This is a genomic window from Actinomadura sp. NPDC000600, assembly GCF_040492135.1.
In the GTDB taxonomy this organism is placed as follows: Bacteria; Actinomycetota; Actinomycetes; order Streptosporangiales; family Streptosporangiaceae; genus Spirillospora.
The window spans coordinates 424,487-450,860 of the sequence record NZ_JBEUPD010000002.1 but is presented as its reverse complement, the minus strand read 5'-3'; the positions used below and the strand labels follow the sequence as shown (position 1 = coordinate 450,860).

The window sequence follows — 26,374 nt, the reverse complement described above, 5'->3', positions numbered from 1 at the left end:
CCGGGCCACCGCTGACAGCAGCTCAGCGTAGAGTTCGATTTCGTCGAGAGCGGCTCCGTCATCGGCACGAAGATCGAGGTTCTCCTTCCTCACGACGCCGCCTCCTTCCCAAGATCGTCCCCACTATCGTCGATGTCTTCAGGATCGTCCAAGAAGGGGATGTCGGACCCCACCTGCTCGACCAGTCCGTCTCGCGCGACCTTGAGGTGCCCGCGCACCGAAGCAGGAGCGATCCCTAACCACTCGGCGATCTCACCGGTACTCCACTCCTCGCTCCAACGCAGGAAGGCGACCTTCTGCCGCATCGGCGGCATCTGCTCGATGGCCAGCCAGCACCTCTGCAACGCCAACGCGGACAGAACCTGATTGAACGGTTCCGCTGCCGGCCGGCCGAACCCGGCGAGGTCGGCACTGGGGTGCTGACGTCTGTTCTTACGCCATTCGTCGATCGCCTTGTTCCGCAGCACCGTGAACAGCCACCGCCGTCGACCTTCGAGGTCCCGTCCGGCGAGCTTGCGCCAGCACAGCGCGGCCTCCTGAAACGCCATGTGCACCAGGTCCTCGGCGTGCGCCCGATCCACCTGCGGCAATGTGCGGGCATACCCGAGCAGATCCGATGCGGTCTCGACGTACAGTTCCCCCACTTGATCAGCGACCTCTGGGGGGATCGGGACCGTCACCCACTGTCCTCGGATGGCCGGAGACGAGACTGCCCGCCCAATGTGACCCTCATCATCTGTCCGTCAGGGCCGTCCTGCTGCACGATCACGGTGCCGTGCGGCGCGTCAGCCGCCAATGCCGTGAAGGTCCGACGCCGCTGCCATTCGATGAAGATCCGGGTGATCCCGCTCACGGCCAAGACCGCCAGCACCATCCCGGCCGCCCGCCAAGAGATGAGCCCAGCCATCCCGCCGCCCACCATCGTTGTCCACCATGCCCCGCCACCGGCGGGCTTCAGTACCGTCACACCCTTACGTCGGACAGAACCACAAAACCGTTCGGCCGACGCGCTGAACACAGAATCAAGAGGTCCCGCACTGACGGCCCGAGCAGTCCCGCAGCGGACCCGATAGGCCGCCTGGGCCGGTGCCGGCCACGACCCTGCCGTCGCTGCCGACCATGTCGGCTCAGGTCGGCCTCGTGCATCGTGACCGGCCACGCGTCCCGCTGTTGTGGGACAACCCTTAGAAGGACGACCGAGAAGATCGGGGATCGCTCGGGGTGCTCCCTAATGGCGTGGCGTGTCGCCGACCTCAAGACTTGAAACATGAGCTTCGCAAGTTCGCCGACACGTCGAACTCGATGAATGGCACCCACCACGCGGGAGAAACGAGTTGCAGTGCGCCTTGTAGGAAGACGCCGGAACCGCGGCGGCCTGGCCCCGGCGGACGCCCTCCCAGTAGTGGTGCGGCTGGACAACGTGATTCGCCGTTACGGGGCCGGTCATGCCGAGGTGGCTGCGCTGAACGGCGTATCGCTCGGCTTCGCGCCCGGGACGTTCACCGCGATCATGGGGCCCTCGGGCTCCGGCAAGTCGACGTTGCTGCACTGTGCCGCCGGGTTGGACCGTGTGGACGACGGCCGGGTGTGGTTGGCCGGCCAGGATCCGTCGCGTCTGCCACGGCGGACCCTGACCGAGCTGCGGCGTGACCACACCGGGTTCGTCTTCCAAGCGTTCAACCTGATCCCGACGCTGACGGCGAAGCAGAACGTGGAGCTGCCGGTACGGCTGGCAGGCCGCAAACCCGACCCGGACCAGGTGGCACGCTCACTGGACCGTGTGGGACTCGCCGACCGCGCCGACCACCTGCCGACACAGCTTTCAGGCGGTCAGCAGCAGCGGGTGGCGGTCGCGCGTGCGCTGGTCGCCCGCCCTCGGGTCCTGTTCGCGGACGAGCCCACCGGGGCCCTGGACATCCGTTCGTCACGGGAGGTCCTCGGCCTGCTGCGTGACACCGTGGCGCAGAGCGGAACGGCCGTGATCATGGTGACGCACGACCCCGTGGCCGCGGCACACGCCCAGCGGGTGGCGTTCCTCGCCGACGGACGTCTCGCCGGCGAGCTGGTCGGTGCGAGCGCGGAGAAGATCGCCGCGCGGATGACGCTGCTGGAGTCCGGTCGATGGGCTGATGGTCGGGGTGGCCACGGGCCGACCCGTTCCGACGGGGAAGGAGCCGTCGGTGCGCGGGGTTGACCGGCTGACCTGGGAGCTGGGACTGGCCAGCGTGCGGCAGCGCTGGTCGAGCTTCGTGGGAGCGTTCGTGGCCCTGGCGGTCGGAACGCTGATCACGGCCGCCAGCATCCATGTCCTGGCGGCGACCGCGAGTACACCCTCACCAGGGCCACAGCGTTTCGCGGCGGCTCAGAGCGTCGTCGTCCCGGTCGACGGCCTCGGGACGCCGTTGCCGGCACCGGCAGGCCTGCCCCGAGAGACCGTGGATCGGGCAAAGCTCGCCGGCCCGGCCGTGGTGGATCGCAGCTTCGCCGTTCGAAGCCTGGCCGGGCCCGGGATGGAGGCTGTAGGGCACGGATGGTCCTCGTCGTCCCTTGCCTCCTACAAGCTGCTCTCCGGGCATCGGCCGGTCGATGACCACCAGATCGTCGTGACGGCCGAGGACACCGACTCCACTCCCCTGGGCGAAAAGGTCAGGGTGGTGACACCGCTGGGAACGGCGTGGTACACCGTCGTCGGCGCGGCCGGGCGCAAGTCGTTCGAGGACGCGGTCTTCTTCACTGACGCGGAGGCCGCTCGCCTGTCCCCGGCTGTGAACGCGGTGACCGTCCAGGCGCCGGCCTCCGCGGTTCGCGCTCGTGTGTCCAGCGAGACCGCCGAAGTGCTCGCCGGCGACCTGCGGCGGTTGGCGGATCCGGCCACCGTCGGCGGTATCGGCAGAGCCCGGTCCGTAGTGCAGATGACCACCGGGCTGTCGGTCTTGGTCGTGGTGTTCGTCCTGATCGCGACATTCGCCTTCGTCGTCGAGCAGCGGTCGCGCGAACTGGCGCTGCTGAGTCTGGTGGGCGCCTCGCCCGCGCGGATTCGAAGGATGGTCCGTGCGGAGACCGTGGTGGTCGGCGCCGCCGCGGCACTGCTGGGGTGCCTGCTCGGAATCCCCGCCAGCCTGCTGCTGCGGTCCTGGATGGTGGCCAACCGACTGGCTCCAGAGTGGTTCCACGTCGGTTTCCACCCCGTGGCGTTGATGATCGCGTTCCTGGTCGGCATCGGAGCGGCGGTGCTCGGCTCCGCCGCCGCCTCATGGCGCGCGTCTCGTGCCCAGCCACTCGACGCCCTGCGGGAGACGATGGCCTCGCCCCGCATTATGTCACCGGTGCGGTGGATACTCGGTGGCCTGATCCTGATCGTCGCCGGCACGGTCGCGCTCGTGTTCGCCGTGATCAGCCCCTCAAGCGCCGCGAATCCCGGAACCTATTTCGAGGTGCCGATCCTTTGTGCGGCGGGTCTCGCGATTCTTTCGCCGGCGCTGGTCCGCCCTGTGGCACGGGTGGTGACTTGGCCGCTGATGCGCTTCGGCGCGCTCGCGCTGGTGCTGCGGCAGAGCACCCTCAATGGCGGACGCAGGGTAGCTGCCATCGTGACGCCGGTCGTCCTCGCCGTCGGCATGTTCGGCGGGATGATAGGCATGCAGAATGTCGGCCGTGACGCGGCCGCCCGCCAGCGCACCGCCGCGGTCGAGGCCGACTTCGTCGCCACTCCGAACTTCGGCAGTACCTTCAATCTCCCAGCCGTCTCCACCCTGCGCCACGCCGGCGGCATCCGGAGCGTCGAGGTGACCGACGAGGTCGTCACCCTGGCCACGAAAGGCGGCGAAGTCCTCGACGCGGTCGACGCGCGAGGCGTCGACCTCAGCGCCCTCGGCGACGTGGTGACACCACAAGTGCGGCAAGGCTCCCTCGACGCGCTGCCCGCCGATGCCATCGTGGTCAGCCACGACCTGGCCTCCTCCGCCGACCTGCGGATCGGTCAGCCCCTCGTGGCGTGGACCGGCAACGGTCATCGCGTCACCGTACACGTCGCCGCCGTTGTCGACTCAGTGCTCGGAGGCGGTGCGGCCTATGTGTCCCACGGGCTCCCAGGAAGCATGACGCCCGGCACAGCGTTCCTACGCACCCTCCCCGGCAAGAGCGTGACACCGCAGTTGAGAGAACTGCGCGCTGCCGGCATGCGAATCGAGCCTGTGTCGACGTACGTGGCCCGAGCGAGCCAGGCCGAGAAGGAGGACTCACATCTCGCGAACGTCGTCATCCTGGGCATCGTGATGGCTTACGCCCTTCTGGCCCTCGTCAACACCCTCGTGACGAGCGTCTCTGCGCGACGGCGAGAGATGGGTGCCCTCAGCCTCACCGGGGCCACCTACCGGCAGATCGTCAGCATCGTCGTCAGCGAGGCAGTGCTGGCCGTGGTCGTCGGCACCTTGGTCTCGATCCTCTCCGCGGGAGCGGTGCTCGGACTGCAGCACGTCACGCTGAGCCGCATCATTGACCATCCACCTCTGGCATTGCCCTGGACCAGTCTCTGGCAGATCGTCACACTATGCACCGCGACAGCCGCGCTCGCTGCCTTCGTCGCCGTCTGGCGCACCCTCGCACGCTTCGAGACCACACCCACAAGCGAGTAACGCACCGGTGACCAGCAAGGGGGCTGTACGGTCTTCGGCACCTCTCTGTGTCAGAGCGGCGGCGAGCAGAGAGGTGTCAGTCAACTGGACGGCCCCCTCGGCACCGAGGGGACTGACATCGCAAGTCGGCGATGAACGTCCGAGAAGTCGGCCCATTCGCACGCGGGTGAACGTGCTGATCGGCGGACCATCTCCGCGCGTGCGGGGCCGAGCGCTGCTCGCCGGGTCGATCATGACGAGGCGACTCACCCGCTCAACTACGAAATATCAGCCTGGGCTCCCCATGCGCGATACCCGACGGATCATACTGCGCATCCCGGGGATAAGCCCAGACGCTGAAATTTCCACAGGCTACAAAACCGCCGTCGGTCTCAGCATTGAGCAGGAGGCACTGCACCTTTGGAGCACGCGATTCAGATACGCCCCGTGGCGGTGATCTGCACGTGGGTCCCGGCACTGGTACGGAGCCACATGCCGGGTTTCGGTTCGGCGGCGGGCACCGGATCCGCAGGCCCGCATCCCGGCGCAGGCGGCACCATCGAGCCTGCTGACGGATTTCACGCTGAACTACGTGGCCGGGGATCGTCCGGCGCCGCCGCCGGACGGTCAGGTCGCGGTGGCGGCTGCTGAACCCGGGCCAGCAGGCTCTGCCGGTGCTGGTGCACCTGCGCAAGGACGAGACGTTCGCCGAGGTCGCCGGGGGGCCGGGTGTCGGTGGCCCCGCCTGCCGCTGTGTCGAGGAGATCGTCGTGCTGCTCTCGGCACGCCTGTGGACCTCGGGGGCGATGCCCGGCAAGATCCACGACCTCCCCGCCGCCTGTGGAGAACCCATCTCGTTCACGACAGGTGCGAAGTCAGGCCATCCGGAAGCCCAGGGGGGCGCTGCCCGGCCACGTCGGCGGGGAGACGTCCGACGGCGTGTTCGAGGTCGGCACCGGGTGGCAGGGGACGCATGTGCTGAGGGATTGACGGCTCTATGGAGTCGATCGAGCAGCGGCCAGACTGACAGATCCACATTCAGGTGCTTATGATGTCCGGGATGAAGAACAACTCCTCTTACAGATCGGGGGAATCGTTCGCGCAAGGTGAGTGCTGATGGCACACCACTTCGCGAACATTCCGGCCCGTCTGCTGATGTGGCAGCGCGTGCGTGAGTACGCCGTACCACTGTCCATGATCGAGACTGCGACCGCACGGCGCGTGGTCGGTGACTGGGCGGGGGCCTGCGCCTCCGCTCGGATCGACATCGATTTCGGTCTGCGCGCCGTGCGCGACCGCTACGGCACCGAGTTCGTCACCCGCCTCAGAGCGGATCTGCGTCGGCTGGCACCGGATCTGCTTCGCTGGCACATGCCCCGAATCGCTCCCCACGGGCGGCTCCGGCCCGGGCTGACGATCTCCCTCAGCCGTTATGGCAGTTCTGGCACCACGCCGGTGCAGTTGGTGGTGCGAACACCGCCGGCTTGGGCGGACGCCGGCCAACGGATGTCCCTGGCCCTCTGGGACGAGCACGGTGGCGGCGCACCGAGGCACCATCCGCACCCACATCCCGCCCGGCGTTTCCGGCTCGACCTGCATCGGCATCTGTGGGACTCCAGTCGGTGCGGCGAACTGACGTCGCGCTGCGGTGCGGACGCCGCGCCGGTCCCGGCACCCCCCGACCGTCCCCACCCGCTCGCCCGGCTGAACGGGCCGGTCCGGCCCAATCCCTCCGACGTCAGCGATTACCCGTGGGCGTCGGCACGGTGGGCCGCCGAGGCAGAGTTGTTGCTGGGAGCGGAGGGCGACTCCAGCGGGATTTTCACCGTGCGGCTCGGCGCACGTGACCGCAGGGCGTTCGAACTCGTCTCCCCCGATGGCCACCATGTCCCGACGTTCCGGTCGCTTCGAAGGGCACTGCCACCTCAGGTGTACGCAGCGCTGCCGGTGCTACCGGAAGCGGCGGCCCGGATCCTTCCGGATCTGGCGTTGCTGCGGGCCGGGCTCGTCACTGCCGATCGGCTGCATCCGCTTGTGGCCAAAGCGCTGTCGGCGTACGGAGCAGAACCCGCGCCCAGCCCTGAGCATCAGCCCGGCGACCCCCACAGCGTGGAGTGCCGGGGCGACGTCCACCGAATCGCGCTGCGGGACGGGGTACTGACGGCGGTCGACCACGACCCGGCACAACTGCGCCGGGAGGAGTTGCTGGTGGCACTCGGTGGCCCCGCGCTGCCGTGCCTTCGCGCGATCGACGCGGTGCACCGCGCCCCACAGGCACTGCCCGCCGTCCGGGAGCGGCTCGGCCACGGCGATGTCTCCGGCGCGCTGGCCGTGGTCGAAGGCCTGCTCGGTCCTGGTGCAGTCCTCCGCGACGGGCCGCTGCGAGAGGCGCTGGAGTCGTCTGCGGCCCGCCGTCTCGATGACGGGCTCTTCCGCTCCGGGCTGCGCCCCGTACACGCTCCCGCAACGCGCCCCGCACAACGCAGTCGGGCGCGACTCCGTACCAGTCCGGCACGGGCAAGCTGACCGTCCCGCGCCCGCGCCGCGAATTCCGCACGGCCTGGCCCGGCCATGCCGTCCATTTCGACTACCCCCAGGTGATGCTCTTGATCTCCAGCGCCCTTCCGCCCAGCTCGGTCCTGACGACCGGGATGTCCACCGACGCATCCGGAACCGACCCGCAACTCGTTCTCGCTGACGACCTCCTGGCCCTGCTGCGAGCCACCACAACCGAGACACGTCCCTCCGAGCAGCTCGAAGCGCTCACCCTGGCCGTGGCAGCCGACCTGCCCGTGCTGCTGTGGGGCGAACCGGGCATCGGCAAGACCGCAGCTCTGACGCAGCTCGCCGCGTCGCTCGACCTGCCGCTGACGACCGTGATCGCCAGCGTCCACGAGCCGACGGACTTCTCCGGGTTGCCCATCGTCGGCGATGATGCGGCGACGCAAGGAGTGCCCATGGCGCCGCCGCAGTGGGCAGTGGACCTCGTACGCACCGGACGGGGATTGCTCTTCCTGGACGAACTCTCCACCGCCACTCCGGCCGTCCAGGCAGCGTTGCTCAGAGTCGTTCTGGAGCGCAGAGTCGGTGCATTGCAACTGCCGCCGGCGATACGGATCGTGGCCGCCGCCAATCCGCGCGCATCGGCAGCGGACGGATGGGAGCTCAGCCCACCGCTGGCCAATCGATTCGTGCACCTGAACTGGGTCCATGACCAGGACACAGTGGTGCGCGGGCTGGGCGGGGTCTGGCCCCGGGCACAGCTGCCCCGGCTGGTGCCGGAGGAGCTACCGGAGGCGGTGGCGTACGCCCGGCGAGCGGTCTGCGGATTCCTGCGGGCACGGCCGACACTGATCCACCGGCTGCCGAGCACTGAGACACGACGCGGCGGTGCCTGGCCGTCACCCCGGAGCTGGGAGGCCGCGCTGACACTGCTGGCCTTCGGCACGGCGGCGTCCGTCTCCCGGGAGGTGCTGGCGTTGCTGGTACGGGGCGCGGTGGGGGACGGGCCAGGGCTCGAACTTCTCGCCCATCTGGACCGGATGGACCTGCCGGACCCCGAGTCGCTGCTGGCCGATCCCGCATCCGCCGAGCTGCCGATGCGGGGAGATCTACGTCAGGCGACCTTGGAGGCGGTAGTGGCCGCCGTGGGTGCACGGCCACAGCGGGAGCGCTGGGAGGCGGGCTGGACGGTACTGGTCCGGGCGCTGGAGACCGGTGCCGCTGACCTGCTGGTCACACCGGCAATGGTCTTGGCCTCGCTGCGGCGTGACGACTGGGAAGTGCCGGAGTCGGTGGAACGGCTGGCCGGAGTGATCGGTATCGCCCAGCGGGCCGATCAGTCGGTACTGCGTGCCACGGGGTCGGCTGATGCCGAGCGTACGGCGGGGGTGGGCCGATGACGAGGACCTCGAAGTTCCCGATGGCCCGGCCCGCACCGCCGCGCCGAGTGCGGGCCGCCGTCCCGGCACGCCCGGCCGGCTCCGAGGAGCCGTATGGACCGCCTGGCCTTCCGCTGGACCTGGAGAAGTTGCTGGCCGCTCGACTGCACGCGGTAAGGGTCCGTCCCTATCTGGCGAGCGCGCTCTTCGCGCTGCACGTCGTTGAGGACCGTTCAGTGCCGACGATGGCGGTGGATGCGCACTGGCGCTGCTATGTCTCCCCCGGCTTCGTCGCGCGCACCCCGGTGGAGGAGCTGGCAGGCGTCTGGGTGCACGAGGTCTCCCATCTGCTGCGAGACCATCACGGGCGGGGGGATCGGTACGCGAAAGAGCACGGGCAGAACGGGCCGGGCGAGCGGCTGCGGCGGAACATCGCCGCCGACTTCGAGATCAACGACGACATCTACGGTGACGGTCTTCCCCTGCCCGCCGGGGCGGTCCTGCCGTCGATGCTGAGGCTGCCCGACGGGATGCTCATGGAGGAGTACCTGCGGACGACCTCTCTATCCGGGCTCACGCCGGACCTGGCCTGGCTGGACTGCGGCAGCGGAGCCGACGGACAGGGCCGTCCGTGGGAGTTGGGGCCCGACGGGGCACACGGCCTGAGCAGACAGCAGCGGGACGCGGTGCGCTTCCGGGTCGCCGAGGGAATCAAGGGCCGGCCGGGCGACGCGCCGGAAGGCTGGCGCCGCTGGGCGGACGAGGCGTTCCATCCGCCTCAGCCGTGGCGGCAGTTGCTGGGGGCGGCGGTCCACTCGGCAGCGGGAGCCTCTGGGGCAGGAGAAGATCACAGCTATCGGCGTCCATCCCGGCGCGCGGCCGCCGTCCCCGGCGTGCTCCTGCCGAGCCTGCGCCGTAAACCGCCCCAGGTCTGCGTGGTGATCGACACATCCGGATCGGTCAGCGACGCCGAACTGGGCAGCGCGCTGCTGGAGGTGGTGGCGATCTCGCGGGCGGTGGGCGGACGGCGCGACCTGGTGTCGGTGATCTCCTGCGACGCGGCGGCCGGGGTCGCCGTTCCTCTTTGCCGAGCTGAGAACGTCGAGCTGATCGGTGGCGGAGGAACGGATCTGCGCTCGGGTTTCACCCGGGCGCTCCGCTCCCGGCCCCGCCCGGACGTGATCGTCGCCCTGACGGACGGCCAGACCCCCTGGCCCGCCGAGCAGCCCCCTTGCCGCACCGTGGTGGGTCTCTTTCCTCGCCCGGCGAGCGCAGTGGACGAGGAAGACCCCGACTATGCCCCGAACAACCCGCCGCACTGGGCCCGCGTTGTCACGATCAGCTGAGGAAGCGCGATGACGCCGATGTTCAGCCCCGATGCGAGCCGGGTGCTCGGAGGCGGGTTCATCGCCGACGTGTCCACCTCAGACTGGTACGAGCCGTTGCGGTCGGTGGTCGAGGACGGGTGGGTTCTGAGGACGGACGCCATGCGTGGGTTCGAGTCCCACGCGACCCAACCTCTGACCAGGGCAAACGTGAGAGTGCCAGGCTTGTCCGCCACCACGTCTTCCCCGCTTCGTCCCCATGGCGGCTCAAGGGCGGCCCCAAAGAATCGGCGCAGACCTTCCCTCGGAAACAAAGCGATAACGCCGGGCGCGTGATCTGAGAAGGTGTCATCGCCCCACCCCCCGGAGCGCCGGGACCAGAGGGCGATGGCGTCCCAGTCAGAGCGTCACTTTCCTTGGCGACGCTTGGCGGTGTACTTGAAGAAGACCGTGCCTGCCGAGAAGATGACGGCGACCACTCCGATCAGGATGAGGATCTCAACGAGCGTCGGCGCTGCTGATGGCATTGGGTTCCTTTCTCGGCGGGGCGGCTGGGGGGTCGGCTGTCAGGCGCCGCCCCGGAGGGAGGCCTTCCCGCTGGGCCAGGCATCGATCCTAGCCAGTAAATCCTGGCGACGTAGCGCAGGCGTCGGCGAGGCCAGGACCCGGATCTAGGGTGATACCGCGGTCCTCAATGCGCGCGTGACCAACACCGCGCATTACGGGGGTCAGCGGTTCGACACGGACGAATGGACGACCGAGCTCACATACTCGTTGGGAACCACCGAGCCGATGACCTTGCCGCTCAGCTTGCCGCTCTCCGGCAACCGGGCATCGGCGGTCACCGTGCCTCCGGCCTGGACCCTGATCGGCCGGGCGGCGAAGCGGTCGGGGGCGTCACCGGACCATTGCCACGCATAGCGGCCGCGGAAGTCCGGGTACTGGACACGCCAGTCGTAGGGGCCGAGGCCGTCGATGGTGTAGCGCCCGCCGGAGTCGGTGCAGTTCCTGCCCCGTGCTTCCGGGCCGGATGGGCCGGCAGGCAGCACCCAGGCGCACACGTCCTCGACAGCCTTGCCGGTGCGGGCGTCGGTGACGGTACCGGCGATGGATCCCGTCCCGTCCAGCCGCACCTCGGTCTTGATGACGTCACCGCCGGCCACCGTGAACAACGCCGCCTTGGCCGTGCGCTGTTACCAGTCGCGCCATTCGTCTGTGATCTCATGGCGGGTCAGGCCATGGCGTCCGGCGAAGGCGTCAACGTCGATGCCGTTGTCAGTGAGCGAATTTTCAATGTACTCGCATAGCTGTTCGCGTTCGTCGGTCTCGTAAGCGGCGCCATCGTAGTCCTCGTTCACCTTGTTGAGGGCGAGCACCACGTGCTGGATGACGGCGAAGATCTCCTCGTCGGTTGGATCGATCAGGGCGGCGAGTTCGCGCTCAAAGGGCTGCAGGACTTCGTCAGTGCGGATGAGCATGTCTTCCGGGAAGAGCTCTGCTGTCGACGCATCCTCGGCGTCGAGCTCACCCGCGGCGACCTGCCGGGCTTCTTCGGCGACATCGCGCCAGTATTCGGTGGGACGAGTAGCCATGCGCCGGACCTTAGCGACCACCTGTGTCATCGCGGCGGGTGATGGCCGAGCCGGCCTTCGCGTTCGGCCTCGGCCAGGCGGTCGTGCAGGTCGCTCGGATCTCTTCGAGGCGAAACGCTGGGCTGGGTCCGGCCTCAGGAGTGAACGTCTGACACAGGCGTGTTCATGGATACAGGTGAGGTGAATGCGCGCCGGACCGGCTGAGAGCCGACGATGCGAGTCTCCAAAATCGCCGGGGCGGTCCCGGCCCCGGAATCCTAATACCGCTGCGCGTACCTGGTCGGTTGCTCGCCGAACATGCCCTTGAAGTCGCGGATGAAGTGGCCCTGGTCGGCGTAGCCGAGGTCTGCCGCCAGCGCGGCCCAGTCGATCGCCCCGCCGGCGGCCATGCGTGCGGTCACCTCGCGCAGGCGGTAGCGGCGGATCACCCACTTGGGCACGATGCCGACGTACTCCGCGAACAGCCGTTGCAGCCCCCGCACGCTCAGCTTCAGCTCGCCGGCGAGGTGCTCGACCCTGGTCACGGCCTTGTCCTTGGCGATCAACTCGACCGCGGCCGCCGCCTGGCGCACCCGGGGGTCGTCGTCCGGCAGGTGTCTCAGCAGGAAGGCTTCCACGGTCGGCACGTCGAGCGTCGTGGGCAGGTCCGGGCCGAACACCTCGGTCGCCGGGACGATGCGGTCGGTGATCGTCGAGACGGAGGCACCGAGGAACGGGCGGAAGCAGCCCGGCCGGAACGCGACGCCGAAGACATGAGCGCGACCCTCGAGGACCTTGATCTGGTAGCCGCTGCACACGCCGTTGACATCCGCGCGGCCGCCGCCGAACGACAGGTGGACGTTCGGGTACGGCACGATCTTCTGCCGGTAGGGCTCGGCGTAGTCCCAGCGAGCCTCCCAGTACCGCTCCACCCATGGCGCGAGCGCCGGCGACGGGCTGTGGAACGTGTGGCGCTGATACCTGGTCCACGCACCCCGCAGCTCACGAACGTCCCGCTCCACACGGCAGAGTGTATGTCGCCTTTGTCCAATACCCCTCCCGCCCGGGCCGCCTAGCCTCGCTGCCCATGTCGCATCTGTCCAACGCTGCCGAGGCCATGGCCGCAGTCGCCCGCACCATCACCGACGACCAGCTCGCCAACAAGACTCCGTGCACGGAGTACGACGTGCGGGCACTGGTCAACCACCTCCTGTTCTGGGGCCCGTCGCTCGCCGGCGGCGGCCGCAAGGAGTCCGTTCCGCAGCCGGCGGGCGCCGAGTCCGAGGTGGACCTGGCGGCCGGCGACTGGCGCGGCCGCCTGCTCGCCCTGCTGGACGACATCACGTCGTCGTGGGCGCCGCCGAGCGCCTGGGAGGGCGAGACGAGCATGGGCACACCGCAGACGCTCCCCGCGCCCGTCCTGGGCGACATGATCGTCGGCGAGCTGGCCATGCACGGCTGGGACCTGGCGGTCGCGACCGGGCAGCGGCTGGAACTGCCCGCCGACCTGCTGACGCATCTGCATGACACGGTGTTCGCCAGCGTGGACCAGGGGCGGGAGATGGGCATGTACGGACCGGAGGTCGCGGTGCCGGCCGACGCACCCGCCTTGGACCGCATCCTCGGCCTGACCGGCCGCGATCCCGCCTGGGCGTAGTCACACCGTCCGCCGCGCCGCGCCGGCCCGGGACGGTGGCGGGAGGTGGAGGCGGGAGTCCATGTCGAGGCCACCGGCTGCGTTCAAGATGCCGTCAGAAGGCCTCACGATGACGCGGTCGTAGAGCCCGCCATGTCATGCGCTCGGCTGGGGAACCTTGCAGTTGGCGGTGGGGTTGAGACCGATGTAGTTGAGCGGACCGGATGCCCAGGTGATTCCGATCGTGGCGATTTTGGCGCAGCTGCCGTCAAACTGGGCGTAGTAGTGGCGCTGCCCCGCGGCGAGCGCTCCTATGATCAGCCAGGCGACGAGCATCCACCGTCCTGACCTCATCGCCACCTCCGGTGACCGCTTCGCCGACCCTGGGGTACGACAGTAACGACAAGATCGTCCATAGTTAAGCAAGTCGGGCCGGGTGTGTCATGTCACCAACGTCTCGCGCGGCCGCCCTGCTCTCGACGACGCCCTGCCCACCACCGGAACGTCTCTCGACGACCCGACCGTGCACAACCCGCTCGATCCCCCGACTGGCAGCGGGTGGTCACGGCGTGGTGCGCCGGGGGACGGGTCGGGCGGTTGCAGGTGGTGTATCGGGGGCATGCATGCTGGCGAGCTGCGCAGGGACGGCTCACCGAGGATCTCGACCAGGCGCGGGTCGTCGATGTCCACGCCGGCGATGGAACGCAGATAAGGGACGACCCGGGCGGTCATGCCCTCCCAGTCCTGATGGAGCTCCCGCATCTCAGGTTCCAGGAAAGCCGCGAGAATGCCGTTGCGGCCCGGGGCGTTGAACGGTGAGAGGGCGATGGCGAGGCTGTTGGCGGCGAGTACGTCCATGTACTTGCCGTGGATGTACGCCGGGGTGAGTGGCCACGTGTCGATGAGGGCGCGGATGCCCTCGCCGGCCCGCTCGGGTTTGCGGGGCCGTTTGCGCCGCGCCCCCGCCGGTGCGGCGATCTGCAGCAGGTAGGCCGTGGCCCGCGCAGATACTGGACGGCCAAGGACTGCTGGCCGCCCTCGTCCCGGGGACGATCATCGTCAACCACGGCACCGGCGATCCCACCGAGGCCGTCCGCATCGCCGAACACGTCGCGCAGGCCGGAGGCGTTCACCTCGACGCCCCCGTCAGCGGCGGCGGCCCCGCTGCCCGCGCCCGCACGCTGACGACCTTCACCGGCGGGTCGCGGGACGCGTTCGAGGCGGCCCGACCGGTGTTCGACACGTTCAGCGACACCGTCAAACTGATGGGAGCGGTCGGCGCGGGCCAGATCACCAAGTTGTTCAACAACGCGCTCACCATCACCAACATGAAGAACGCCGAGGACGTGCTCGGTCTGGCCGCGCAGGTCGGCCTGGACCTTCCGGCCCTCATCGAGGTGGTCTCCGCTAGCAGCGGCGGCAGTGCGGCGCTCCACGCCCTCGGCCGCGACATCACCCCGGAACTGGCCGAACACGTCCACACGCTCATGCACAAGGACATGCACCACTTCGCCGACGCCGTCCGCGCAAGTGGTGGTGACCCCTTCGAGGTGCTGGAGCGCGGCCTGGCCGGAGCCGCCGGCCTGGTCGAGGCGGCCCGTACGGTGGCCCATGCCCGGAAGTACGCCGCAGCGGGGAGGAGCGGCGCGTGACCGGCGCGCCGACCGGCCCGGCACGCTCAGCCTGTGGGCCCGGCGTCGGCGCCGAGCACGGTCCCGAGCTCGGTCCGCGAGGCGATGCCGCGCTTCGCGAAGACCTTCCGCAGGTGGTATTCGACCGTGCGCGGGCTCATGAACAGCCTGCCGCCGATCTCGGGATTGGTCAGGCCCGTACTGGCGAGACGTGCGATCTGCAACTCTCGCTGGGTCAGGTCACCGTCGGCCTCGGCGCTTCTCCTGTGCGCGGTCTCGCCGGTGGCCCGCAACTCCCGTGCGGCGCGCTCGGCGAACGCCTCCATGCCCATCGCGGTGAACATCCCATGCGCGTTGCGCAGGTGTTCGCGCGCTTCGAGCCGACGCCGCTCGCGGCGCAGCCATTCGCCGAACAGCAGGTGGGCGCGGGCCGTCTCCGAGCGCAGCCGGGTGCGGCCGAGGCGGTCGATCGCCTCGCCGTAGAGGGCCTCCGCCTCCTCGCCGTGGCCGATGAGCGCGCGTGAGCGGGCCGCGATTCCCCGTGCCCAGTCCGTCTCGCTCGCCTGTGTGGTCTCCAGCAGCTGCCCGAGCGCCCTTGCGGCGAGGCGCGTGTCTCCGCAACGGACGGCCGCCTCGACCAGTTCGGTCGGCGCCCACTGGGCCGCGACGCCCGGTGCCGGAGGGTCCGCGCTGGCCTGCCGGGCGGCGTCCCGGGCCTTCTCGTAGCGCCCCAGACCGTTGTAGAGCACGGCGCTCGTCCACTGGGCCACGCTCAGACCGACCCCCTCGCCCCGCGAAGTCGCTTCGCTGACGGCCGCTCCCCTCAGCTCCTCGGCCTCCGCTTCGCGGCCTCGCCACGCGGCGAGCGCGAGGGCACCGTAGTTCGTGATCTGCATCCCGGTGGCCGCGGTGAGGGTGTCCACCTCCTCGCTGAGCGTCGTCGCCCCGGCCAGGTCACCTTCGAAGAGCCGCACCATGATGCGCGAACTCAGGGCGAGAGGCAGCACCGCGAGGGCGCCGGTCTCCCGTGCCAGGCGGACGTGGCGGTCGGCCAGCGACCGGCCCGCCTCGTCGTCCCACCGAGCCATGGCCGTGATGAACGCGAGCCACAGCCATCGGAGTTCGTCGTCCGCGGAGACGTCCCGGGCCAGGAAGGCGTGCAGCGCCCGCCTCATCGCCGGGGTCGCCGCCGCCGCGTCCTCGGTGAACAGCAGGGCCAAGGCGTCCAGGAGGAGATCGGCGGCCCGGCAGGGTGCCGGCGGACGCGGCGCGGCACGGGCCGCCACGGCGACCTCCAGCAGTCCGGTGCCCTGCGCCAGGCGGCCGGCGAACATCACGGCGGACAGGGCCTGGAGGTAGGTGTCACGCGCAAGGGGCAGGTCCAGCGGCTCCAGTTGCTTGGCGGCGTCGAGCAGCAGAGGCGGAGCCAGGTTGCCGTGGTGCGCGGAGAACTCGATCTCAGCGTGCAGCAGGGTCGCCCGAGCGCGCTGCCGCTCGTCGAGCGGCCCCGCCTGGGCCGCGGCCAGCAGCCTCCGGGCGGCTTCGGCCGCGCCGGCCTCCTGCTGGGCGTGGGCGGCGGTCAGGGCCCGCTCGGCGCGGCGCGCGGGATCGGGGGTGAGCGCGACGGCGCGCTGCATGAAGGCCGCCGCCGCGGCCAGGCCTCCGCGCGCCTGCGCATGCCCGGCCGAGCGTTCGAGTTCCGCGGCGATCTCCTCGTCGGGCTCGGCCGTCGTGTGCGCACGGTGCCAGGCACGGCGTTCCGGATGCGCGCGGGCATCGGTCGCGTCCGCCAGCGCCGCGTGCGCGCCCAGCCGTTCCTCCGCCGTCGCGGCCCGGTAGACCGCCGAGCGCACCAGGGGATGCCGGAAGCGGATCAGGGTGCCGAACTGGATCAGATGGTCCGCGGGGGCGGCGGCCGCGGTGCCGTCGGTGATGCCCGTCCCGGAGGCCGCCCGCCAGACCAGGGCCGCGTCGCCGAGCGGCTCGGCGGCGGCCAGCAGCAGCAGCCGCCGCGTGGCCGGGGGCAGCCGCTCCAGCTGCCGCAGGTAGCCGTCCTCGATGCGGCGGGAGAGCGTCCCCGTCCCGGGGAGTCCGAAGCCGCCCGCCAGCTCGGCGGGGGTCGAGCCGAGCGGCAGCTCCAGCAGGGCCAGCGGGTTGCCGCGGGCCTCGGCGATGATCCGGTCGCGCACCCCCTCGTCGAGCGGACCCGGTACCGCCCGCCGCAGCAGCTCCCGCGCGTCACGGTCGCCCAGCCCCCGCAGCTCCATCTCCGGCAGCCCCCACCGGTCGGGGGAGTCGGCGTCGTGCTCCGCGCCCTCCTCCGCGTCGCGGACCGCGAACACGCAGGCCACCGACTCCGCGCCCAGACGGCGCGCCACGAACGCCAGGAGCTGCGCGGAAGCCCTGTCCAGCCACTGGACATCGTCGACCACGCACACGAGCGGACGCGGCTCGGCCGCCGCGGCGAACAGGCCGAGCACGGCCAGGCCCAGCAGGAAGCGGTCCGGCGGCGGCCCGCCGCGCAGGCCGAACGCCGTCCTCAGCGCATCGCGCTGCGGCTCCGGCAGCCTGCCGAGCAGGTCCAGCATCGGCGTGCACAACTGGTGCACGGCCGCGAAGGCGAGTTCCATCTCCGACTGGGCCCCCACGGCGCGCACCACGCGGCAGCCGTCGGCCCGCCGCACCAGGTACTCCAGCAGCGCAGACTTGCCCGTCCCCGGCTCCCCGCGGATCACCAGCGACCGGCTCTCCCCGGCGCGCACGGAGTCCACCAGCCGATCGAGCGCCTCGCACTCCGCACGCCGCCCCAGCAGTCCGGACCGCTGCGGCCAGGCGGGAGGACGCAGGCCGGTCGGATCTGTCGACGACATCCCACCTCCGTCCGCCGGGAGCCGCTGACGCCACTCTACGGCCGCGAACGGCGGTTCGCCCAGGTCGGGGCAGGTGCGCCCGGAATGCGGGCGCAGGCGGGCCCGTCGTCAGTCGTCGGTCAAGCCCGCGAAGAGCATGGTGAGCCCCTCGCCCATGGTGGGGTGGGTGATCATCATGTCGCGGAGGGCGGTGAAGGGAAGGCCGGCGAGCATCGCGGTCTGCACGGTGGTGATGGTCTCGCCGGTTTCCGGCCCGAGCAGCGTCGCGCCCAGAATGCGGTCCGTGTCCGCGTGGACGACGGCCTTCCACAGGCCCCGCGTCTCCCCGGTCGTGCGGGCGCGGGGAATGGCCGACACGGGCAGGCGGGCGATCTTCACGGGGTGGCCGAGCCGACGGGCCTCCCTCTCGGTGAGGCCGACGTGGGCGAGGTCGAGGCTGAGGAAGGTCGTGCGCGGGACCAGCCGGTCCTTGGTGGACCGGGAGCCGCCCGCCATGTTCTCCTTGAGGATCCGGTAGTCGTCGAGGGACGCGTGGGTGAACTGCGGGCTGCCGGCCACGTCGCCCGCCGCCCACGTGTGCGGCGCGGTCGTGGCCAGGTGCTCGTCGACGTCGACGAACCCGGCGGCGGTGACCGCCACGCCCGCCCGCGGGAGATCGAGCTCCTCCGTGACCGGCTGCCGTCCCACGGCGACCAGCACGTCGTCACCGGCCAGTTCCAGGCCGTCCGCCAGCACCACGGTCACCTCGCCGCCGCCGTCACGGCCGACGCGCGCGACCTCGCGCTCGAGCAGGACGGTGACGCCATGGCCGGACAGCAGGTCCCGCACCGCCGCCGCGATCTCGGCGTCCTCACGCGGCAGCAGCCGGGAATGCCGGCTCACCACGGTCACCCGGCTGCCGAACGCGGCGAACATGTCGGCGAACTCCAGCCCGATGGGCCCGTCACCCAGCACGATGAGCCGACCGGGGATCGACTCCAACCGCAGCAGGCTCTCGCTCGTCAGCGCCCCGGCCGCGTCCAGTCCCGGGATGGCGGGGACACGCGGCCGCGTGCCGGTGTTGATGACCGTGTCCGCACCGCGCAGCACCCGCCTGCCGCCGTCGCCCAGCCGGACGTCCACAGTGCGCTCGGCCACGAACCGCGCCCGGCCGATCACCAGGTCCATGCCCGAGTCGAGGAACTGCTTGTGGTTGAGCGCGACCATTCCGTCGACGACATCGCTCTTGTGCGCCCGGAGCAGGTCGGCGTCGGCCTCCGCACCGTCCACGATGAGCCCGAGTTCGCGGCCGCGGTCCAGCGTCCTGCGGGCGCGGGCGCTGGCCACGAGGGCCTTGGTCGGGATGCACGCGACATTGATGCACGTGCCCCCGATCATGCCCTGCTCCACCATCGCCACGCGGGCGCCGCCCCGCGCCCGGTCCATGGCCAGCGTCTTGCCGGCCTTGCCGCCGCCCACGACGAGAAGGTCGAAGTCCTCTGCCGGCGGTGCCATCCGTTCCTCCCTCAAGGCTCGGTCCGGGCTCCCACGCCCGTATCAGTCGTCGGAGTCCAGCGCCGCGCGGAGCACCGCGACGGCCTGGGCGACGGCCGCCCGGGTGGCGTTGGTCTCGCTGAGCGGGTTGAGCATCATGAAGTCGTGGGTGATGCCGCCATAGCGGACCGCGGTCACCGGAACACCCGCGGCACGGAGTTTCGCGGCGTACGCCTCGCCCTCGTCCCGCAGCACGTCGGCCTCGTCCACGATCACGAAGGCGGGCGGAAGGCCCGCCAACTGGTCCCGGGTCGCCCGCAGGGGCGAGACGGTGATGGCCGCGCGGCGCGCGGCGTCGGGCAGGTAGGCGTCCCAGAACCACGCCATGGCCTTCGCCGTGAGGAAGTAGCCGGTCGCGAAGCGGGCGTAGGAGCCGGTGTCCATGCCCGCGTCGGTGACCGGGTAGTACAGGGACTGGTGGACGAACCGGACGTCGCCGCGCTCCTTGGCCAGCAGGGTCAGCGCCGCCGCCATGTTCCCGCCCACGGAGTCGCCGGCGACGGCCAGGCGGTCGGGGTCGAGACCATGCTCACGGCCGTGCCGGACGATCCACTGGGCGGTCGCGTACCCCTGCTCGACGGCGACGGGGTAGCGGGCTTCCGGCGAGCGCGTGTACTCGACGAACACGACGGCGGCCCCCGCCCCCACCGCGAGCTCGCGGACGAGCCGGTCGTGGGTGTCCGCGTTGCCGAGGATCCACCCGCCGCCGTGCATGTACAGCACGGCCGGCAGCGGCCGTGCTGCGCCCTGCGGGCGCACGATGCGCACCCGCACGTCGCCGGCGTCGACGGGGACGGTCGTCCATTCCGAGTCGGCGGGGAGTTTCTCGATCGGTTCCGCCTGGAGGTCGTCGAGCACCTTGCGGGCCTTCGCCACCCCCAGTTCGTACAGGAAGGGCGGGTGCGCGGTGGCGTCGGAGAGCCGCTGCGAGGCGGGCTCCAGAACGATGCCGGCGTCGGACTGGTCGGTCATGACGGGACCCCTTACTGGTTCGAAGGACCGGTGGCGCGTCCACCACGGTCACGCCGTGGAGGCGGCGGCCTCCCGGACGAGGTCGGCGACGGTGGCGGCCTCCGGGATGCCGACGGCGTGGGAGCCCTCCGGCAGCTCCACGGTCCGCCGGGATCCCGCCCGCTCCGCCATGAACCGCTGGGCCGCGGCGGGGATGTTCTTGTCCTTGCCGCCGATCAGGAACCACGACGGGATCGTCTTCCAGGCCGGCTCGCCCGACGGCTCGGCGAGCGCCGACTCGGCGATCGGGCGCTGCGTCACGGCCATCACCGCGGCCTCGCGGGCCGGGGAGTCTGCGGCGAACTGCGCGTGGTAGAGGTCCTGCCGGATGTACAGGTCCGTACTGCCGTCGGCGAGCTTCACGGGCGCGAGCGTCTCCCCGAGGGTGCTTCCCTCGTAGCGGCCCGCGAGGTCGGCGGCGCTCTCCCCCGTGTCGGGGGCGAAGGCGCCGATGTAGACCAGCGCCTTCACGTTGCCGTTCCCGGCGGCCCCGTTGGTGATGACGATGCCGCCGTAAGAGTGGCCGACGCAGATGACGTCGCCGTCGATCGCGGCGAGGACGCCGCGCAGGTGGTCGGCGTCGTAGGCGACCCCGCGCAGCGGGTTCGCGACGGCGATCACGGGGTGGCCGTCGTCGAGCAGTGCGGCGATGACGCCGTTCCAGCTCGACGACTCGGCGAACGCCCCGTGCACCAGCACGATCGTGGGCTTGCCTGCGGAGTTCGTCGTGATGCTCATCGTCTGGTTCCTCTCGTTCGGCACCGGAATGCGGCCAGTCTGTTCTCGGCGTCCCGCCACTCGCATCCGTCGGTCCCCGGCGGGAGTCCCTAGCGCCTGACGACCTGCGTCGCCGCGGCGCACCCGAAACACCCTCACCGGTCGGCGTCCGGCCCTGGCGCGGGGCAGGCCGTGGAGCGAGCCGATCACCGTCGGCCCCGGCGCGCCGCCGGGCACGTCGGCAGGTTCCCGGGCACGCCACCAGTGAGGCCACGGATGCGAGCCGGCGCTCACAGCACCGACACTCGGGGCATCGGGAGAAAGGGAGACATGCCATGCGCGCTGTCGTACTGGAGGAGTTCGGTGGTCACCTGGATCTGCGCGAGGTACCGCACCCCGTGCCGGGGACGGGACAGGTGCTGGTCCGGATTCGCGCGAGCGGCGTCAATCCGCTCGACACCAAGATCCGGGCGGGCCGCGCGGATCATGCGCGCAGCCGGCTGCCGGCGGTTCTGGGCCTGGACCTGGCAGGCGTGGTCGTGGAGGCGGGACCGGGGGTGACCGGCTTCCGGCCGGGCGACGAGGTGTACGGGCTGACCGGCGGAGTGGGCGATCTCCAGGGATCGCTGGCGCAGTACGCGGCCGTCGACGCCCGCCTGCTCGCCCCCAAGCCGGCCTCCTTGGGGATGCGAGAAGCGGCGGCGCTCCCCCTCGCCGTGATCACGGCGTGGGAGGGGCTGGTCGACCGTGCCGGGGTGCGGGCGGGCCAGCGCGTGCTGGTGCAGGGCGGCGCCGGCGGTGTGGGCGGTGTCGCCGTCCAGCTCGCGGCGTCCCGCGGCGCCGAGGTCTACGCGACCGCGTCGGCCGCCAAGGCGCCCCTCGTCCGGGACCTCGGTGCGACGCCGATCGACTACAGCACGACGTCCGTCGAGGAGTACGTGGCCGAACATACCGGCGGCGCCGGCTTCGACGTGGTGTTCGACACCGTCGGGGGCGCGGTCCTGGACGCCTCGTTCACGGCCGTGCGCACCTATACCGGGCACGTGGTCAGTGCCCTGGGATGGGGTACGCACAGCCTCGCGCCGCTGTCGTTCCGCGGCGCCACCTACTCGGGCGTGTTCACCCTGCTGCCGATGCTGACGGGAGCCGGGCGCGAACATCACGGCCAGATCCTCCGGGAGGCCACCGCGCTCGCGGACGCCGGCGGACTCCGCCCCTTGCTCGACCCGCAGCGCTTCAGCCTCGAGACGGTGGCCGAAGCACACGCCGCCGTGGAGAACGGCACGGCCCTGGGAAAGGTGGTCATCGACATCGAGCACTGAGCGGCACGGAGCCGACCGCTCGGCGAATCCCGGCATCCCGTCCGTACGTGCGCGCCGTACGCCGGCCGGGCCTGATAATGGTGTCGTGAGCAACAGGCGGCTGCGCGTGGTGCTGGCCGAGGACTCCGTTGTTCTCCGTGACGGCATGGTCGAGCTGCTCGGCGCCCGAGAGTGCGAGGTGGTGGCCACCGCAGGGACGGCGCCCGAGCTGCTCGCCGCGGTGGTCGAGCACCGGCCTGACGTAGCGGTGGTGGACATCCGGATGCCGCCCACACAGACCGATGAAGGCATCCGCGCCGCCGTGGAGATCCGCGCGAGGACGCCCGAAGTCGGCATCGTGGTCTTCTCCCAGCACGTCGAGACCACCTGGGCGTCCCGGCTGCTGGCGGACGGCGCGGCGGGCATCGGGTACCTGCTGAAGGAGCGCGTCGCCCGCACCGCCGAGTTCGTGGACGCGCTGTACCGGGTCGCCGACGGGGGCACGGCGCTCGACCCGGAGATCGTCACGCAGCTGATGCGCGGTCGGCAGCGCAGCCGTGTGGACACCCTGACGCCTCGCGAGCGCGAGGTGCTGGAGCTGGTGGCTCAAGGGCACTCCAACCGCTCCATCGCCGCACTGCTGGTGGTGTCGGAGCGGGCGGTGGAGAAACACGTCGCCGCCGTCTTCACCAAATTCGATCTGCGGTCGACGGACACCTGCAACCGGCGGGTGAAGGCCGTCCTCACCTACCTGGCGGAGAACGGAAGTCGATCGGCCATCACAGACGGGTCGGCAGCTCGGCGGTGACCACGGTCGGTCCGCCGGGCGGGCTGTCGATCCGCAGAGCGCCGTCCACCGCCGCGAGCCGTTCGGCCAGGCCCGTCAGGCCGGTGCCGACGCCGAGCGCCGCACCGCCGCGGCCGTCGTCGCGCACGGACAGGCGGATTCGACCGGCGGTCGCGCTCGCCTCGACTTCGGCCGAGTGCGCTCCGCTGTGCTTGGCAACGTTGGTGAGCAGCTCGGCGGCGCAGAAGTAGAGGGCCCGTTCGACCACTTGATCCGGTCGTTCCGGCAGGTTCAGGCGGAGGGTGACCGGCACTGGCGAGGTGGCGGTGAGTCCCGGCAGTGCCTCGTCGAGGCCGCCGTCCAACGCCACCGGGTGAATGCCGCGAGTGAGCCGCCGCAGTTCGGTGACGGTGTCGTCGGTCTGGCCGCGGGCGCGTTCCACGAGGGTGCGCAGCCGTGCGAGGTCCGGGCCTGAGGCGGGACCGAGCGCGTCTTCGGCCAGCGAGAGGGTGATGGCCAGGGCGACCAGCCGAGCCTGGGTGCCGTCGTGCAGGTCACGCTCCAAGCGGCGGAGTTCGTCATCGTTCTGCGCGAGCAGGGTGGCGCGGGCGGTCTCCAACTCCCGGACGCGCCGATGCGCTCGGGCCGGGCCGAGCAGCAGCCGGGCGAGCCGGCGGTTCGCTCCGCTCAGCACCCGAACCGCGCCGGGCACTGCGGACAGGATCACCGGCCCCAGCGCCACGGACGCGGCATCCAGCCAGGTGGCGGGTCGCGGGCCCGGTTCGAGCAGTCGTGCCCAGAGCGGGAAGCCGATCAGCCAGCCGGAGCCGAGGGGAATCGCCACTGCGGCGGCGAACCCGAGCACGCCGAGCGGCAACCGCAGCACCAGATAGAGCAGCGACCACCAGGCGATCGGGTCGGTCAGCACGACCCGACCACGGGCGACCACGCCCGCCGGGCGGTGCAGCCTGGCCGGCGCCTCGATGTGCTCGCCGAGCAACCGGCCGACCAGCCGCCGGTGCAGCGCGCCGAGGCCGCGCGCGCCCATCAGCCCGGCGGCCATGAACGGCAGGCCGAACACGGTGAGCGAGAGCAGCGTCCCCGCGTAAAGGACAGCGAAGGCGTAGACCCCGCCGAGCAGGGCGAGCGGCAGCCCGACGACGGCGAAGGCCCATTCGCCGCCCCGGACGGACAGGTATCGCCGCTGCTCAACCACGGTCGACCCTGGGGACCTGCGCAGGCCCGCCCGAGGCTGGTGACAGCACCGAGCCGGCGGGCGGCGCGTCCGCCACCGTTCTCCGGGTGGGCGCCCGTGCGCAGGCCGTCCCCTCGGCGACCGCCCCATCGCCGCGCTCAGTCACGGCCACCTCCCACCAGCTCCGCCGCCGGCCCGCGAACCGCCTGCAAGCCCGTGCCCAGGATGCCGGGAACGGTCAGCGCCGTCGCGCCTGCGGCGATCCAACAGCAGCCGGCCACCGGAAGGGACGGCATCGGCGACCCGCTCACCGCCGTGCTGAACGCCGCCGACGCGGCGCCCGCGACCGCCGCGCCGAGCAGGATCCCCACCGCCGTGGTCAGCACCGCCTCCGCGGTCAGCATGCGCAGCAGCTGCGATCGGGTCGCGCCGACCAGCCGCAGCAGCGCGAACTCGCGGCGCCGTTCGGCGGTCACGGCGACCAGGGTGTTGACGGTGGAGACGGCGGCGAAGCAGACGAGCATCGCCAACTCGGCCTGACGCAGCCAGACATCGGTCGCCGAAGTGACGCTGGACGCCGCCGCGCCCGCGGCGTGCCCGGCGGTGCTCGTCATGATCAGCATGGTGCCCGACAGGCCCACGAGCAGCGCGACCGGCACCACGGCGGACGACAGGCGCCGCGCGTACCCGCGCAGGTTGGCGTCGGCAAGCCATCCTGCACCGGGTGCCAGCGCCCGTACCGGTGCGCCCAGCGCGGCCGCCAGGACGCGCGCCGCGAGCGGTCCCGCCAGAGCCACCGCGACCAGGAGCACCAGCGAGCTGAACAATGCCGCCTGCCCCGCCTTGTCCACCTGCTCCGCCGGCCGCGTCGCGGCCAGCCGCAGCAGCAGGGCGCCGCCCGCCAGCGCGCCGATCGCGGCGAGCAGACGCAGTGCGCCCGTCCGCCCGTGCTCGGTCGAACTCGCCGTGAGGGCGGCCGCAGGCGTGATCCGGGAGATCCGCCGCGCCGCGACGGTCGAGGCCGACAGCGCGACGGCCAGTGCGGCGGCCAGCGCGACGACCAGCGCCACCAGCACCGGAATCGTGGACCCCGGCATCCGCACACCCGGCGCCGCCATCCCCCGCCGCTGCAGCTCGGCGAGCAGGCCCCGGGCCGCCGCCGCGCCGACGGCCCAGCCCGGCACGGCCACCGACAGCGTGGTCACGACGGCCTGGCCGCGGACCAGGCGCCGCGCCTGGCGGGGTGTCGCCGCGATGGTGCGCAGCAGGGCCAGCTCCCGGTGCTGCTGGCGCAGCGCGAACCCCAGCGCGTTGACCACGACGAAGAACGCGACCAGTACGGCGATCTCGCCGAAGGCGCCGGCGATCACCATCAGGCCGGGCCCGGCGGTCGCCTTCCGGACCGCCGCCGGGGCGGTGACGTCGGCGGCGAACAGCGAGCCGAACAGAGTCAGGGTGGCGATGGCGAGGAAGAGCGCGACCGCCACACCGGCGAAGGCCGCCGGACGGCGGCGCATCTGCCCGAGCGCGAGCGGGATCACAGCCCTCACCCGCCCAGCCGGCTCAGGCATTCGCCGACCTGGGCGGCGGTGGGCCGGACGAGCTCGTCCACCACCATGCCGTCGGCGAGCAGCAGCACCCGGTCCGCGTACCCGGCGGCCACCGGATCGTGGGTCACCATCACGCAGGTCCCGCCGTCCTCGTCCACACCGGCGCGCAGCAGAGCGAGGATCTCGTGCCCGGTGGACCGGTCGAGGGCGCCGGTCGGCTCGTCGGCGAACAGCAGCAGAGGACGTGAGACCAGTGCCCGGGCGATGGCCACCCGCTGCTGCTGCCCGCCGGACAGCTGCCCGGGCCGGCGCCGCTCGCGCCCGGCCAGTCCCACCCGGGCGAGCGCGTCGAGCACCCGGCCCCGGTCGGGCCGCTCACCGGCCAGTCGGCCGGGAAGCTCGAGGTTCTGCGCGACCGTCATCGCGGGCATCAGATTGAACGCCTGGAACACGAACCCGACCCGGCTGCGCCGCAGTACCGCCAGCCGCCGCTCGGGCAGCCGGGACACCTCCGTGCCGCCCCACCAGACGGAGCCCCGAGTGGGCCGGTCCATCCCCGCCAGGCAGTGCAGCAAGGTGGTCTTGCCGGAGCCCGACGGCCCCATCACCGCCGTGAACGTCGCAGGCGCAAAGGCCACCGACACCCCGCGCAACGCCCGCACGGCGGCAGCGCCGCGTCCGTACTCCCGGTGCAGGTCCTCCGCCCGGGCGGTCAAGCCCGTCGTGTTGTCCGCCGCTATCTCAGCCATGCCC

At 71.4% G+C, this 26,374-nt stretch carries 23 protein-coding genes; 9 read left to right on the top strand and 14 right to left on the bottom strand.

Going from position 1 to position 26,374, the window contains the following annotated elements; translation table 11 throughout:
- Nucleotides 1-89: 89 nt before the first annotated feature.
- Nucleotides 90-680, bottom strand: coding sequence for an RNA polymerase sigma factor (locus ABWI07_RS04900; protein WP_353817742.1), 591 nt, complete (start codon nt 678-680; stop codon nt 90-92).
- Complete coding sequence (locus ABWI07_RS04895) at nt 677-967, bottom strand: hypothetical protein (RefSeq protein WP_353817741.1); 291 nt, start codon at nt 965-967, stop codon at nt 677-679. The genes ABWI07_RS04900 and ABWI07_RS04895 overlap by 4 nt, the downstream gene beginning before the upstream one ends.
- A gap of 435 nt (nt 968-1,402) precedes the next feature.
- Between ABWI07_RS04895 and ABWI07_RS04890 the strand changes: the two genes are divergently transcribed.
- The 5 genes from ABWI07_RS04890 (at nt 1,403) to ABWI07_RS04870 (ending at nt 9,840) form a co-directional block, all read left to right on the top strand.
- Complete coding sequence (locus ABWI07_RS04890) at nt 1,403-2,194, top strand: ABC transporter ATP-binding protein (protein ID WP_353817740.1); 792 nt, start codon at nt 1,403-1,405, stop codon at nt 2,192-2,194.
- The gene (locus tag ABWI07_RS04885) at nt 2,181-4,634 is read left to right on the top strand and encodes an ABC transporter permease (protein WP_353817739.1); all 2,454 of its coding nucleotides are present in this window, start codon (nt 2,181-2,183) and stop codon (nt 4,632-4,634) included. The genes ABWI07_RS04890 and ABWI07_RS04885 overlap by 14 nt, the downstream gene beginning before the upstream one ends.
- Nucleotides 4,635-5,729: 1,095 nt before the next feature.
- The gene (locus ABWI07_RS04880; protein WP_353817738.1) at nt 5,730-7,139 is read left to right on the top strand and encodes a hypothetical protein; all 1,410 of its coding nucleotides are present in this window, start codon (nt 5,730-5,732) and stop codon (nt 7,137-7,139) included.
- A 74-nt stretch (nt 7,140-7,213) separates the two neighbouring features.
- Nucleotides 7,214-8,515 carry an AAA family ATPase gene (locus ABWI07_RS04875; RefSeq protein ID WP_353817737.1) on the top strand — a complete coding sequence of 434 codons (1,302 nt, stop codon included), beginning with the start codon at nt 7,214-7,216 and terminating at the stop codon, nt 8,513-8,515.
- A gap of 47 nt (nt 8,516-8,562) precedes the next feature.
- Nucleotides 8,563-9,840 carry a vWA domain-containing protein gene (locus tag ABWI07_RS04870; RefSeq protein WP_502912786.1) on the top strand — a complete coding sequence of 426 codons (1,278 nt, stop codon included), beginning with the start codon at nt 8,563-8,565 and terminating at the stop codon, nt 9,838-9,840.
- Nucleotides 9,841-10,547: 707 nt separating this feature from the next.
- Here the strand turns inward: ABWI07_RS04870 and ABWI07_RS04865 are convergent.
- From ABWI07_RS04865 to ABWI07_RS04855, 3 genes are all read right to left on the bottom strand, one after another.
- Nucleotides 10,548-10,991, bottom strand: coding sequence for a carboxypeptidase-like regulatory domain-containing protein (locus ABWI07_RS04865; protein ID WP_149261716.1), 444 nt, complete (start codon nt 10,989-10,991; stop codon nt 10,548-10,550).
- A gap of 21 nt (nt 10,992-11,012) precedes the next feature.
- Nucleotides 11,013-11,411, bottom strand: a complete 399-nt coding sequence (locus ABWI07_RS04860; protein WP_353817736.1) for a hypothetical protein — start codon at nt 11,409-11,411, stop codon at nt 11,013-11,015.
- Between the two features lie 257 nt (nt 11,412-11,668).
- Nucleotides 11,669-12,412 carry a DUF6597 domain-containing transcriptional factor gene (locus ABWI07_RS04855; RefSeq protein ID WP_353817735.1) on the bottom strand — a complete coding sequence of 248 codons (744 nt, stop codon included), beginning with the start codon at nt 12,410-12,412 and terminating at the stop codon, nt 11,669-11,671.
- 65 nt (nt 12,413-12,477) lie between these two features.
- On the opposite strand from ABWI07_RS04855, the gene ABWI07_RS04850 reads away from it, so the two are divergent.
- Complete coding sequence (locus ABWI07_RS04850) at nt 12,478-13,047, top strand: TIGR03086 family metal-binding protein (RefSeq protein WP_353817734.1); 570 nt, start codon at nt 12,478-12,480, stop codon at nt 13,045-13,047.
- A gap of 135 nt (nt 13,048-13,182) precedes the next feature.
- Here the strand turns inward: ABWI07_RS04850 and ABWI07_RS04845 are convergent, their stop codons facing one another.
- Together ABWI07_RS04845 and ABWI07_RS04840 are read right to left on the bottom strand one after the other, a co-directional pair.
- Nucleotides 13,183-13,362, bottom strand: coding sequence for a hypothetical protein (locus ABWI07_RS04845; protein WP_235037090.1), 180 nt, complete (start codon nt 13,360-13,362; stop codon nt 13,183-13,185).
- Between the two features lie 105 nt (nt 13,363-13,467).
- Nucleotides 13,468-13,941 (bottom strand): MmyB family transcriptional regulator, encoded by a 474-nt coding sequence (locus ABWI07_RS04840; RefSeq protein ID WP_353817770.1) that lies wholly within the window; start codon nt 13,939-13,941, stop codon nt 13,468-13,470.
- A 53-nt stretch (nt 13,942-13,994) separates the two neighbouring features.
- Here ABWI07_RS04840 and ABWI07_RS04835 point away from each other — a divergent pair, with 53 nt between their 5' ends.
- Nucleotides 13,995-14,678 (top strand): NAD(P)-dependent oxidoreductase, encoded by a 684-nt coding sequence (locus tag ABWI07_RS04835; RefSeq protein ID WP_353817733.1) that lies wholly within the window; start codon nt 13,995-13,997, stop codon nt 14,676-14,678.
- A 26-nt stretch (nt 14,679-14,704) separates the two neighbouring features.
- Here the strand turns inward: ABWI07_RS04835 and ABWI07_RS04830 are convergent, their stop codons facing one another.
- The 4 genes from ABWI07_RS04830 to ABWI07_RS04815 form a co-directional block, all read right to left on the bottom strand.
- Nucleotides 14,705-17,527, bottom strand: coding sequence for a helix-turn-helix transcriptional regulator (locus ABWI07_RS04830; protein WP_353817732.1), 2,823 nt, complete (start codon nt 17,525-17,527; stop codon nt 14,705-14,707).
- Nucleotides 17,528-17,635: 108 nt separating this feature from the next.
- The gene (locus ABWI07_RS04825) at nt 17,636-19,021 is read right to left on the bottom strand and encodes a dihydrolipoyl dehydrogenase family protein (protein ID WP_353817731.1); all 1,386 of its coding nucleotides are present in this window, start codon (nt 19,019-19,021) and stop codon (nt 17,636-17,638) included.
- Between the two features lie 42 nt (nt 19,022-19,063).
- The gene (locus tag ABWI07_RS04820; RefSeq protein WP_353817730.1) at nt 19,064-20,032 is read right to left on the bottom strand and encodes an alpha/beta hydrolase; all 969 of its coding nucleotides are present in this window, start codon (nt 20,030-20,032) and stop codon (nt 19,064-19,066) included.
- 48 nt (nt 20,033-20,080) lie between these two features.
- The gene (locus ABWI07_RS04815; RefSeq protein ID WP_353817729.1) at nt 20,081-20,809 is read right to left on the bottom strand and encodes an alpha/beta fold hydrolase; all 729 of its coding nucleotides are present in this window, start codon (nt 20,807-20,809) and stop codon (nt 20,081-20,083) included.
- A 314-nt stretch (nt 20,810-21,123) separates the two neighbouring features.
- On the opposite strand from ABWI07_RS04815, the gene ABWI07_RS04810 reads away from it, so the two are divergent.
- The gene (locus tag ABWI07_RS04810) at nt 21,124-22,110 is read left to right on the top strand and encodes a zinc-dependent alcohol dehydrogenase family protein (RefSeq protein WP_149261724.1); all 987 of its coding nucleotides are present in this window, start codon (nt 21,124-21,126) and stop codon (nt 22,108-22,110) included.
- Nucleotides 22,111-22,195: 85 nt separating this feature from the next.
- Entirely contained in the window at nt 22,196-22,897 is a 702-nt protein-coding gene (locus ABWI07_RS04805) for a response regulator transcription factor (protein WP_353817728.1), read from the top strand.
- Here the strand turns inward: ABWI07_RS04805 and ABWI07_RS04800 are convergent.
- The 3 genes from ABWI07_RS04800 to ABWI07_RS04790 form a co-directional block, all read right to left on the bottom strand.
- The gene (locus ABWI07_RS04800; protein WP_353817727.1) at nt 22,869-24,092 is read right to left on the bottom strand and encodes a sensor histidine kinase; all 1,224 of its coding nucleotides are present in this window, start codon (nt 24,090-24,092) and stop codon (nt 22,869-22,871) included. The two genes, ABWI07_RS04805 and ABWI07_RS04800, sit on opposite strands and share 29 nt — an antisense overlap.
- A 137-nt stretch (nt 24,093-24,229) precedes the next feature.
- Nucleotides 24,230-25,621: an FtsX-like permease family protein gene (locus tag ABWI07_RS04795; RefSeq protein ID WP_353817726.1), complete on the bottom strand. Its 1,392-nt coding sequence runs from the start codon at nt 25,619-25,621 to the stop codon at nt 24,230-24,232.
- Nucleotides 25,618-26,370, bottom strand: a complete 753-nt coding sequence (locus ABWI07_RS04790) for an ABC transporter ATP-binding protein (RefSeq protein WP_353817725.1) — start codon at nt 26,368-26,370, stop codon at nt 25,618-25,620. Before ABWI07_RS04790 ends, ABWI07_RS04795 begins: the two co-directional genes overlap by 4 nt.
- Nucleotides 26,371-26,374 lie beyond the last annotated feature (4 nt).